8 protein-coding genes are annotated in these 11,812 nt (G+C 71.6%); 7 read left to right on the forward strand and 1 reads right to left on the reverse strand.

Features of this window, described 5'->3' with window-relative positions; all coding sequences use genetic code 11:
- From ACWDD7_RS35275 to ACWDD7_RS35300, 6 genes are all read left to right on the forward strand, one after another.
- The coding region (locus ACWDD7_RS35275) for an EAL domain-containing protein (protein WP_450460403.1) at positions 1 to 2,849 on the forward strand (2,849 nt) is incomplete at its 5' end.
- Between the two features lie 243 nt (positions 2,850 to 3,092).
- Positions 3,093 to 4,943, forward strand: coding sequence for an acetolactate synthase large subunit (locus tag ACWDD7_RS35280; RefSeq protein WP_351877216.1), 1,851 nt, complete (start codon positions 3,093 to 3,095; stop codon positions 4,941 to 4,943).
- Positions 4,944 to 4,965: 22 nt separating this feature from the next.
- A complete protein-coding gene (gene ilvN / locus ACWDD7_RS35285; protein WP_351877215.1) occupies positions 4,966 to 5,490 on the forward strand; it encodes an acetolactate synthase small subunit in 525 nt (174 codons plus the stop codon).
- A gap of 130 nt (positions 5,491 to 5,620) precedes the next feature.
- Positions 5,621 to 6,619 (forward strand): ketol-acid reductoisomerase, encoded by a 999-nt coding sequence (gene ilvC / locus ACWDD7_RS35290; protein WP_351877214.1) that lies wholly within the window; start codon positions 5,621 to 5,623, stop codon positions 6,617 to 6,619.
- 249 nt (positions 6,620 to 6,868) lie between these two features.
- Positions 6,869 to 8,458, forward strand: coding sequence for a phosphoglycerate dehydrogenase (gene serA, locus ACWDD7_RS35295; protein ID WP_450460404.1), 1,590 nt, complete (start codon positions 6,869 to 6,871; stop codon positions 8,456 to 8,458).
- Positions 8,459 to 8,681: 223 nt separating this feature from the next.
- Positions 8,682 to 9,323: a GNAT family N-acetyltransferase gene (locus ACWDD7_RS35300; protein ID WP_450460423.1), complete on the forward strand. Its 642-nt coding sequence runs from the start codon at positions 8,682 to 8,684 to the stop codon at positions 9,321 to 9,323.
- Positions 9,324 to 9,334: 11 nt separating this feature from the next.
- Here ACWDD7_RS35300 and ACWDD7_RS35305 read toward each other — a convergent pair whose 3' ends face one another.
- Positions 9,335 to 10,690 (reverse strand): PucR family transcriptional regulator, encoded by a 1,356-nt coding sequence (locus ACWDD7_RS35305; protein ID WP_450460405.1) that lies wholly within the window; start codon positions 10,688 to 10,690, stop codon positions 9,335 to 9,337.
- 163 nt (positions 10,691 to 10,853) lie between these two features.
- Here ACWDD7_RS35305 and ACWDD7_RS35310 point away from each other — a divergent pair, with 163 nt between their 5' ends.
- Positions 10,854 to 11,780, forward strand: coding sequence for a proline dehydrogenase family protein (locus tag ACWDD7_RS35310; RefSeq protein ID WP_450460407.1), 927 nt, complete (start codon positions 10,854 to 10,856; stop codon positions 11,778 to 11,780).
- The last annotated feature ends 32 nt before the right edge of the window (positions 11,781 to 11,812 follow it).

Below are 11,812 nucleotides of genomic sequence, written 5' to 3' on the forward strand. Positions count from 1 at the left end.
CGGTGACCAGGGCGGGCTGGATCTGCCTGGGCCTGGACGCCTGGCTGATCGGCGGCTCCCTGCTCACCCTGTCGTGGAGCCTCGCGCTCGCCCAGGCGGCCCGGTTCGACGGGCCGAGCGTGGCGCACACCGCGCTGTCGCTGGCGTATCCGCTGCTGGACATCGCCCTGGTCAGCATGGTCCTCGCCCTGCACTTCCGGCGCGCCCCGGGCAACCGTACCGCCGTGAACACCGCGATCGGCGCGCTCGCCCTGACCGTGATGTGCGACGCGCTGTTCACCTCGCCGCTGCTGCACAGCAGTTACCGCTCGGGGCAACTGCTGGACGCGGGCTGGTTCGCCGGCTCGCTGCTGCTCGCCTACGCCCCCTGGGCCACGCCGCGGCACGGCGGCGGGTCCCGGCCGCGGCCGGCGGACGGGTACGCCCGTACGGCCTCCGACCACGTGCCCGCACCCCGCGCCGCCGGCCGGCGGCCGCAGCCCGCGCCCGACCCGTCCGCCGAGCACAGCCGGGACCCCGACGGCGAGTGCGGCGCGTACGGGGGCGCCGAGCACGGCTCGCCCACGGACTTCGAGGCGAGCCGCCACCCGGCCGCCGGGCCCGGCCTGTTCCCGGCCGCCGGGCCCGGCCCCTACCCGGGCACCGAGCCGGTCCACCACCCCGGCGCCGACCACGCCCGCTACCCCGCCGGCCGCCCGATCACCGGCTCGCTCGCGGCGCTCACCCCGTACCTCGCCGCCGCCGTGTGCACGCTCGGCATCCTGTACAACGTCCTCAACGGCCGCAGACCCGACCACGTGGTGCTGATCACCGCGGGCTGCGTCGTGCTCGCCCTCGTGATCCGCCAGGGCATCATGCTGCTGGACAACATCACCCTCACCCAGGAACTGGCGCAGAAGGAGAACCACTTCCGCTCCCTGGTGCAGGGCTCCAGCGACGTCATCATGATCGCCGCGCCCAACGGCATCCTGCGCTACGTCTCCCCGGCCGCCGCCGGGGTCTACGGCCGCCCCGCCGAGGACCTGGTCGGCACCGAGCTGGCCGCCCTCATCCACCCCGAGGACCTCGGCGGCGTGGTGCACGAGGTGCGCCGCTTCCTCGCGGCGAGCCCGCAGGCCGAGCCCACCACCCGCATCGAGTGCCGCTTCCGCTCCGGTGGCGGGGGCTGGCTGAACGTCGAGTCCACGGTCAACCGCCACCACGGCGGCCTGATCTTCAACAGCCGCGACGTGACCGAACGAGTGCGCCTCCAGGCGCAGTTGCAGCACAACGCGGAGCACGACCCGCTGACCGACCTGCCCAACCGCGCGCTGTTCACCCGGCGCGTCCAGCAGGCCCTGTCCGGCCGCCGGGCCACCGACCGGGGCGCGGCGCTGCGCAGCACCGCGGTGCTCTTCATCGACCTCGACGGCTTCAAGGCCGTCAACGACACCATCGGGCACCAGGCCGGCGACGAACTCCTCGTCCAGGCCGCCCGGAGACTCCAGGACGCGGTCCGTCAGGGCGACACCGCCTCCCGGCTGGGCGGCGACGAGTTCGCGGCCCTGATCGTCGGGGACGGCGCCCATGACCGCGCCGCCCGGGAGCGCGACATCCTGGAGCTCGCCGACCGCCTCAGGACGACCCTCTCCCAGCCGTACGCGATCGACGGCAACGACGTCCGGGTCAACGCCTCCATCGGCGTCGCCTTCGCCGAACCCGGGCTCGGCGCGGGGGAGTTGCTGCGCAACGCCGACCTCGCGATGTACCGCGCGAAATCGGCCGGAAAGGGCCGTGTCGAGCTGTACCGGCCGCAGATGCAGCAGGACGTCGTGCGCAAGGCGGAGCTGGCCACCCGGCTGCGCGCCGCGCTGCACGACGGGGAGTTCGCGCTGCTGCACCAGCCCGTGGTGTGCCTGGACGACGGCCGGATCACGGCGGTCTCGGCGCAGGCCCGCTGGCGCTCCTCGCAGGGGGTGCTGTTCACCCCGACCGAGTTCCTGCGGGTGGCGGAGGACGGTGACAAGTCGGCCGAGCTGGACCGCTGGATCCTCCAGGAATCCGTGGCGCAGGCCGCCGAGCGGACGGCGGCCGGGCTGGTCGTACCGGTGGCGGTGCGGATGAGCGCCCGGCGGCTGCTGGACCGCTCGCTCCCGCCCGGCTCGGTGGAGGCGCTGCTGACCCGGTTCGGGCTGCCGCCCCAGGCGCTGGTCATCGAGCTGGCCGACACCGATCCCGGGCTCGGCCTGGACGAGCTGGAGCGGCGGCTGACCGCGCTGAGCCGGCTCGGGGTGCGCATCGCGCTGGACGGGTTCGGCAGCGGCCACGCGGCGATCACGGCGCTGAGAAGACTGCCCGTGGACATCCTCAAGCTCGACCGGGGCCTGGTCGAAGGCGTGGTCGACTCCGCGCGGCTGCACAAGATCACCAGCGGTCTGCTGCGGATCGCCGGCGATCTCGGGCTCCAGTCCGTCGCCGAGGGTGTGGACCTGCCCGAGCAGGCGGTGGCGCTGCGCGCGATGGGGTGCACCCATGGCACCGGCGCGGCGTTCTCCGGCCCGCTGGACGAGTACCGGCTGCGCCGGGCCCTCGGGGCCGGGGCGTGCCCGGTGCCGCACCCATCGACCGGACCGCACGCGCAGGCCGACCCGCACGCGCAGGCCGACCCGCACGCACAGGCCGGACCGCACGCACAGGCCGGCGCGGCGCACGCGTCCGCCGAACCGGCTTTTGCGGGCCGGGCGAGAGACTCGCAGGGTCTTTTGGGCGTGAAGGGCGCCGCGGGGGTGTACACCGGAGGAGTACCCGCTGTTTTCGGAGGCGGCAGTGCCCTTCGTTCACATTCTGAGACGCCCGTCCCACCCACTTGACACGTGGTGCGCCCCGGGGGGAGGGTCAGTGCCATGCGCACCCGAATTCTCGTACTTGGACAGCGCGTCGGCTGAGCTGGGACCCACCGGAACGCGATCCGGAATCCCCAGCGACCCTCACCGGCGTGCTCCCCTCGCTTGCCTTACGGCACGAGGGGTTTTTTGTTGCACGAGTGACCCTCGTACGACACCCGAACTCCGCCCGAACCTCGCAAAAACCCTCAGCATCGAGAAGAGAAGCCGATGACCGAGCAGGCCACCGGGGCCCATCACCCGCAGCCCCGGCCCCGATCCGGAGGACAGCACTCCGCACCCGTCGAGCACGTCACGGGCGCGCAGTCCCTCATTCGCTCCCTTGAGGAGGTCGGCGCTGACACGGTATTCGGCATTCCCGGCGGCGCGATCCTGCCGGCGTACGACCCGCTGATGGACTCCACCCGGGTGCGTCACGTCCTGGTCCGCCACGAGCAGGGCGCCGGCCACGCGGCCGAGGGGTACGCCCAGGCCACCGGCAAGGTCGGCGTCTGCATGGCGACGAGCGGACCGGGCGCCACCAACCTGGTCACCCCGATCGCCGACGCCCACATGGACTCGGTGCCGATGGTCGCGATCACCGGCCAGGTGTCGTCCAAGGCGATCGGCACGGACGCCTTCCAGGAGGCGGACATCGTCGGCATCACCATGCCGATCACCAAGCACAACTTCCTGGTGACCAAGGCCGAGGACATCCCGCGGATCATCGCGCAGGCCTTCCACATCGCCTCCACCGGCCGTCCGGGCCCGGTCCTGGTCGACATCGCCAAGGACGCCCTCCAGGCGAGGACCACCTTCTCCTGGCCGCCGGTCATGGACCTGCCCGGCTACCGCCCGGTCACCAAGCCGCACGCCAAGCAGATCCGCGAGGCCGCCAAGCTGATCACCGCCGCCAAGCGGCCCGTCCTCTACGTCGGCGGCGGCGTCCTGAAGGCCGGGGCCACCGCCGAACTGAAGGTCCTCGCCGAACTCACCGGAGCGCCCGTCACCACCACCCTGATGGCGCTCGGCGCATTCCCCGACAGCCACCCGCTGCACGTGGGAATGCCGGGCATGCACGGTGCGGTCACCGCCGTCACCGCGCTGCAGAAGGCCGACCTGATCGTCGCCCTCGGAGCCCGCTTCGACGACCGCGTCACCGGCAAGCTGGACAGCTTCGCGCCGTACGCCAAGATCGTCCACGCCGACATCGACCCGGCCGAGATCGGCAAGAACCGCGAGGCCGACGTGCCCATCGTGGGCGACGCCCGCGAGGTCATCGCCGACCTGGTCCAGGCCGTGCAGAAGGAGCACAGCGAGGGCCACCGGGGCGACTACAGCGCCTGGTGGAGCGACCTCGACCGGTGGCGCGAGACCTACCCGCTCGGCTACGACCGGCCGGAGGACGGCTCGCTGTCCCCGCAGGCCGTCATCGAGCGCATCGGACAGCTCGCCCCCGAGGGCACCATCTTCGCGGCGGGCGTCGGACAGCACCAGATGTGGGCCGCGCACTTCATCCAGTACGACCGCCCCGCCACCTGGCTGAACTCCGGCGGCGCCGGAACCATGGGCTACTCGGTCCCGGCCGCCATGGGCGCGAAGGCCGGCCGGCCCGAGCAGACGGTCTGGGCGATCGACGGCGACGGCTGCTTCCAGATGACCAACCAGGAACTGACCACCTGCGCCCTGAACAACATCCCGATCAAGGTCGCCGTCATCAACAACGGCGCGCTCGGGATGGTCCGCCAGTGGCAGACTCTGTTCTACAACCAGCGCTACTCCAACACCGTCCTGCACAGCGGTCCCGACGACGTCAACCCCGACGCCCGGGGCACGCGGGTGCCGGACTTCGTGAAGCTGGCCGAGGCGATGGGCTGCGTGGGCCTGCGCTGCGAGCGCCCCGAGGACCTGGACAAGGTCATCGAGGAGGCCAACTCCATCAACGACCGTCCGGTGGTCGTGGACTTCATCGTCCACCAGGACGCCATGGTGTGGCCGATGGTCGCCGCCGGCACCTCGAACGACGAGATCATGGCCGCCCGGGACGTCCGCCCCGACTTCGGCGACAGCGAAGACGACTGAGCGAGAGAGACGTAAAAAGACCATGTCCAAGCACACGCTCTCCGTCCTGGTGGAGAACACGCCGGGCATCCTCGCCCGGATCGCCGCACTGTTCTCCCGCCGCGGCTTCAACATCGACTCGCTCGCGGTGGGCGTCACCGAACACCCCGACATCTCCCGCATCACCATCGTGGTCGGTGTCGAGGAACTGCCGCTGGAGCAGGTGACCAAGCAGCTCAACAAGCTCGTCAACGTGCTGAAGATCGTCGAGCTGGAGCCCACCCAGGCGGTTCAGCGCGAACTCGTTCTGGTGAAGGTCCGCGCGGACAACGAGACCCGTTCCCAGATCGTGGAGATCGTCCAGCTGTTCCGCGCCAAGACCGTGGACGTCTCCCCGGAGGCCGTGACCATCGAGGCCACCGGTTCCGGCGAGAAGCTGTCCGCCATGCTCAAGATGCTGGAGCCGTTCGGCATCAAGGAGCTGGTCCAGTCCGGCACCATCGCGATCGGTCGCGGCGCCCGTTCGATCACGGACCGCTCGCTGCGCGCTCTCGACCGATCGGCGTAACACCCACCACGGACCCGTACGGGCGGCCGGCGATCATCCGCCGCCCGTATGGCGAGACCCCCGAACTACCTCACCGCTCACCGGCATACGGTGGGACGCACCACCTGCACACATAGGGAGAGAACCCAAAGTGGCCGAGCTGTTCTACGACGCTGACGCCGACCTGTCCATCATCCAGAACCGCAAGGTCGCGGTCATCGGCTACGGCAGCCAGGGTCACGCGCACGCCCTGTCGCTGCGCGACTCCGGTGTCGACGTCCGGGTCGGTCTGCACGAGGGCTCCAAGTCCAAGGAGAAGGCCGAGGAGCAGGGCCTGCGCGTGGTCACCCCGGCCGAGGCCGCGGCCGAGGCCGACGTCATCATGATCCTCGTCCCGGACCCGATCCAGGCCCAGGTCTACGAGGAGTCCATCGCCGCCCACCTGAAGGACGGCGACGCGCTGTTCTTCGGCCACGGCTTCAACATCCGCTTCGGCTTCATCAAGCCCCCGGCGGGTGTGGACGTCTGCATGGTCGCCCCCAAGGGTCCGGGCCACCTGGTGCGCCGCCAGTACGAGGAGGGGCGCGGCGTGCCCTGCATCGCCGCCGTCGAGCAGGACGCCTCCGGCAACGCCTTCGCGCTGGCCCTGTCGTACGCGAAGGGCATCGGCGGCACCCGCGCCGGCGTCATCAAGACGACCTTCACCGAGGAGACCGAGACCGACCTCTTCGGCGAGCAGGCCGTCCTGTGCGGTGGCACGGCCGCCCTGGTCAAGGCGGGCTTCGAGACCCTGACCGAGGCCGGCTACCAGCCGGAGATCGCGTACTTCGAGTGCCTGCACGAGCTGAAGCTGATCGTGGACCTCATGTACGAGGGCGGCCTGGAGAAGATGCGCTGGTCCATCTCCGAGACCGCCGAGTGGGGCGACTACGTCACCGGCCCGCGCATCATCACCGACGCCACCAAGGCCGAGATGAAGAAGGTCCTCGCCGAGATCCAGGACGGCACCTTCGCCAAGAACTGGATGGACGAGTACCACGGCGGCCTGAAGAAGTACAACGAGTACAAGAAGCAGGACTCCGAGCACCTGCTGGAGACCACCGGCAAGCAGCTGCGCCGGCTGATGAGCTGGGTGAACGAGGAGGCGTAAGCCTCACGTCAGGGGGCCGGGGCATGCTGCTCCGGCCCCCGTTCGCCATGCACCCGGGAAGGGCTACAAAATGGAGTTCCACGTCCGGGTGATACTTCCGCAGCGGCGCAAAACGATGACCGTGGCGCCACTAGACTGCTGCACAACAAACGCGTCAGGCCCACAGCGTCGTGCGTCTTCCACGCGGCTAGCACCCCTCCGCCAGCGGCCGTCGGGACGGCCGTCCGCATTGGACTTGTGAGGACCCACGTGAGCTCGAAACCCGTCGTACTCATCGCCGAAGAGCTTTCGCCTGCGACCGTCGACGCCCTCGGCCCGGACTTCGAGATCCGGCACTGCAACGGAGCCGACCGGGCGGAGCTGCTCCCCGCCATCGCCGACGTCGACGCGATCCTGATCCGTTCCGCCACCAAGGTCGACGCCGAGGCCGTCGCCGCGGCCAAGAAGCTCAAGGTCGTCGCCCGCGCGGGCGTCGGCCTGGACAACGTGGACGTCTCCGCCGCCACCAAGGCCGGCGTGATGGTCGTCAACGCCCCGACCTCGAACATCGTGACCGCGGCCGAGCTGGCCTGCGGTCTGCTGCTGTCCACCGCCCGCAACATCCCGCAGGCGAACGCCGCGCTGAAGAACGGCGAGTGGAAGCGCAGCAAGTACACGGGCGTCGAGCTGGCCGAGAAGACCCTCGGCGTCGTCGGCCTCGGCCGCATCGGCGCCCTGGTCGCGCAGCGCATGTCCGCCTTCGGCATGAAGGTCGTCGCGTACGACCCGTACGTGCAGCCGGCGCGCGCCGCCCAGATGGGCGTCAAGGTGCTGTCCCTGGACGAGCTGCTCGAGGTCTCCGACTTCATCACCGTCCACCTGCCGAAGACCCCCGAGACCCTCGGCCTCATCGGCGACGAGGCGCTGCGCAAGGTCAAGCCGAGCGTGCGCATCGTCAACGCCGCGCGCGGCGGCATCGTGGACGAGGCGGCGCTGTACGCGGCGCTGAAGGAGGGCCGCGTCGCCGGTGCCGGCCTCGACGTGTACGCCAAGGAGCCGTGCACCGACTCCCCGCTCTTCGAGCTGGACCAGGTCGTGTGCACCCCGCACCTGGGCGCCTCCACCGACGAGGCCCAGGAGAAGGCGGGCATCGCGGTCGCCAAGTCGGTCCGCCTCGCCCTCGCCGGCGAGCTGGTCCCCGACGCGGTGAACGTGCAGGGCGGTGTCATCGCCGAGGACGTCAAGCCGGGCCTGCCGCTCGCCGAGCGCCTCGGCCGCATCTTCACCGCGCTCGCCGGCGAGGTGGCGGTACGCCTGGACGTCGAGGTCTACGGCGAGATCACCCAGCACGACGTCAAGGTGCTCGAACTCTCCGCGCTCAAGGGTGTGTTCGAGGACGTCGTCGACGAGACGGTGTCGTACGTCAACGCGCCGCTGTTCGCCCAGGAGCGCGGCGTCGAGGTCCGCCTCACCACCAGCTCCGAGGCCACCGAGCACCGCAACGTGGTGACCGTGCGCGGCACGCTCGGCACCGGCGAGGAGGTGTCGGTCTCCGGCACCCTGGCCGGCCCCAAGCACGTCCAGAAGATCGTCGCGGTCGGTGAGTACGACGTCGACCTCGCCCTCGCCGACCACATGCTCGTCCTGCGCTACGAGGACCGCCCCGGCGTCGTCGGCACCGTCGGCCGCATCCTCGGCGAGGCCGGCCTCAACATCGCCGGCATGCAGGTCGCCCGCGCGACGGTGGGCGGAGAGGCACTGGCCGTGCTCACCGTGGACGACACGGTGACGCCGGGAGTGCTGGCCGAGGTGGCGTCCGAGATCGGCGCCGCGTCGGCCCGGTCGGTGAACCTGGCCTGAGACCGCCTCCGCCCGCCCCTCCACCCCGCTCACCGGGGTGGAGGGCGGGCGCGGAACGCCTGACGGGCCGAGGTCTTCCTCGGCCCGTCAGGCGTTCCGTCGCCCTGAGGGAACCACTCTCCGCGAGGGATTCGCCGGACGGGCGGGGCGCTCGGACACCGGGGACCGACGGGACGACTCCGCCACTGATCATGCCGACGCACAGGGGGGCGTCTTGCCTTTCATGAACGCGGCCGAGGCCGTGCAAGCGTGGGTCCACGGCTGGACCGTTTCGCGCGGCGCCGCCGCGCCTGTCCCCACTCCCTGGGGTTTCACGGTCGACGTCGGCCTCCCCGGGCATGTCGTGCGCCACGTACTGTCGGCCGCCGACGAAACGGCCGTCCGCAGGATCACCGGGGACACCACCGCGCCCGGCGTATGGCTGAAAGCGCCCGTGCCGCCCGACATGCTCGAAGCCTGGCTCCCGCCCGGCTGGTCCCTCGCCGGCGGACCCGGCTTCCTGATGGCAGCCGCAGTGCGCGCCGCCCGCGCCGAGACCCCACCGGCGACGGCCGACGGTTACCGGCTGGACACCTGGACCCGGGCCGGCGTCGCCCGTGCCCTGGTCCGCACCGCCGACGGCGCCTTCGCCGCTCGCGGCCAGGTCGCCGTCACCGGCAGCGCCTTCGTCCTCGACCAGATCGAGACCGATCCCGCTCATCGACGCCGCGGTCTGGGGCGCCTGGTGATGCATGCGCTCGTCGAGATCGCAGCCGGACAGGGGGCCGCGGCGGGTGTGCTGGTCGCGACACCGGAGGGCCGGGCTCTGTACGAGACGGTGGGATGGCGTGTGCTGGCCCCGCTGACCGGGGCCATGCGGAGCTGAGCCCCGCCCCGCTACAGCCGCGCCCTCTTCAACGCCATGTGCAACAACAGCCGGTCCTCCCCGTCGTCCAGGTCGAGGCCCGTCAGTTGTTCCACGCGGTTGAGGCGGTAGTAGAGGGTCTGGCGGTGGATGCCCAGCTCCGAGGCCGTGCGCCCCGCCTGGCCGGCGCGGTCGAGGTAGACCTCGGCGGTGCGGGCCAGCTCGCGGTGGGCGGGGGAGAGGAGGGGGCCGGCGGCCGGATCCTGCGCGGACTCCGGCGGGAGGGCGGTCAGCAGGCGGTAGGGGCCGATGCCGCGCCACTCGGCGACCGGGCCGAGGCGGGGTTCGGCCAGTGCCGCCTGGGCCGCCGCGCGCGCCTCCCGCCACACCGCGCCCAGCTCGGCCAGTCCGCTGCGGGGGTCGCCGATCCCGGCGGCGGGCCCGGCCGCCCCGGGACCACCGGCGAACCCGCCCGCTCCGGCGACCCCGGCAGCCGCCGCCACCACGGCCCCGGCCCCGGCCCCGGCCCCGCGCCCCACCGACCCCGGCGCCGTGCCCTTCGTACCGCCGCCCGCTCCCGGACGTGCTGCCGTCCGCGGGCCGCCCCACATCCCCTCCGCCTCCTCCAGCACCCTCCCCGCCGCCGCCGATGCCGGCGCCCCCGCCGTCGTCGAGCGGAGCCGGACCAGCACCGCGAGGCTCTGCCCCGCCGCGCCCCAAGGGATCGTGCACAGGGCCGCCGCATGGGGAACGGAGCGTGCGGAGGGCGCGTCGTCCGGGTCGGGGGAGGGCCAGGGCGCGACGCACACCAGCGTGTGGGGGCCGTCCGCGCGCGGGCCGAGTGCCGTGCGCAGGTCGGCCACCGCCATGTCCCGCTGCCAGCCGCCCTCGGCCGTGAGGACCGCCCGCAGCTCGCGGCTCAGGCCCGCCCCGGCCTCCGCCTCGTCCGCGAGGAGGGCGCCGATCCGGCCGGCCACCTGCATGGCCGCGGTCAGCTGGGCGTCCGTCGGGCCGGGATCGCCCTCCAGGAGCCAGACGTAACCGAGGACGACGCCCCGGTGGCGCACGGGGAGGCAGATCCGGCCGCGGTAGACGCCGGCCTCGGGGCTCGGCGGGATGCGGACCGGGCCGGTCGCGCGGGTGATGCCGAAACCCTCGAACCAGGTGCGCACGCCCGCCGTGGAACGCCGGGTCAGGATCGAGCGGGTGCGCACCGGGTCCAGCGCGGAGGCGTCCAGCTCGTCGTCGCTGTCGTACGCGCCGAAGGCGAGCAGCTCGAAGTCGCGGTTCTCAAGCGTCGCGGGCGCGCCCAGCAGCTCCGAGATCTCGTCCACCAGTTCCTGGTAATCACCCTTGTAATCCGCCGCCACCCGGGCATTCTCCCCCATTTTCCGGCCACTTTCATACAGATGTCTGAGATCCCGGGCACGGATGCGTGACAGCTGTCGATGGCCGACGATCAAAGGGGTCCGTAGGTTTCACGGTGGTTCTCCGTGCCGTACCCGAAACGTCGGGTGCAGGCCTTTTGGTGCTTGTCTGTGGAGGTGCCCCGTGCTGGGTCCCGTGATTCTCGCCGCGTCGCGCAGCGACCGGATGCGACGCCTGATCTCGGCGGCCCCGGTGACCAAGCAGGTCGTCGACCGCTTCATCCCGGGTGAGACGGTGGACGACATCGTCCCGATCATCAAGGACCTGACGGGCAAGGGTCTCCAGCTGACGATGGACGTCGTCGGCGAGGACATCACCACCCCCGAGCAGGCCACCATCGCCCGCGACGCCTACCTCGCGCTGATCGACCACCTCAAGGAGCTGGAGCTCGGCGAGAAGGTCGAGATGTCCGTGAAGCTGTCGATGTTCGGCCAGGCGCTCCAGAACGGCCACGAGCTCGCGCTCGCCAACGTCCGCCCGGTCGTCGAGGCCGCCGCCGCCATCGGTACGACCGTCACGCTGGACGCCGAGGACCACACCACCCTCGACTCGATGTTCGCCATCCACGAGGAGCTGCGGAAGGACTTCCCGGGGACCGGCTGCGTCATCCAGGCGTACCTCTTCCGCACCGAGGCCGACGCCAAGCGGCTCGCCGAGGCCGGCAGCCGGGTCCGTCTGGTCAAGGGCGCCTACAAGGAGCCCGCCGAGGTCGCCTACCAGCAGAAGCACGAGATCGACAAGGCCTACGTGCGCGTCCTGAGGACGCTGATGGAGGGCGAGGGCTACCCGATGATCGGGTCCCACGACCCGCGTCTGATCTCCATCGCCCAGGAACTCGCCCACAAGGCCGGCCGTAAGCTCGACGAGTACGAGTTCCAGATGCTGTACGGCATCCGTGGCGACGAGCACCTGCGGCTGGCCGCCGAGGGCCACCGCATGCGCGTCTACACGGCGTACGGCACGGACTGGTACGGCTACTTCATGCGCCGCCTGGCGGAGAAGCCGGCGAACCTGCGCTTCTTCCTCCGCAGCATGGTCAGCAAGGGCTGAGCCCCACCACCCGCTCACGCACAAGGAGTTCG

The organism is Streptomyces sp. NPDC001056 (genome assembly GCF_053598955.1).

Bases quoted from the DNA above. Each gene is read 5' to 3' on its own strand.
- ACWDD7_RS35280 (WP_351877216.1), top strand. From the start codon at position 3,093: ATGACCGAGCAGGCCACCGGGGCCCATCACCCGCAGCCCCGGCCCCGA.
- ilvN (WP_351877215.1), top strand. From the start codon at position 4,966: ATGTCCAAGCACACGCTCTCCGTCCTGGTGGAGAACACGCCGGGCATC.
- ACWDD7_RS35300 (WP_450460423.1), top strand. From the start codon at position 8,682: ATGAACGCGGCCGAGGCCGTGCAAGCGTGGGTCCACGGCTGGACCGTT.
- ACWDD7_RS35305 (WP_450460405.1), bottom strand. From the start codon at position 10,690: ATGGGGGAGAATGCCCGGGTGGCGGCGGATTACAAGGGTGATTACCAG.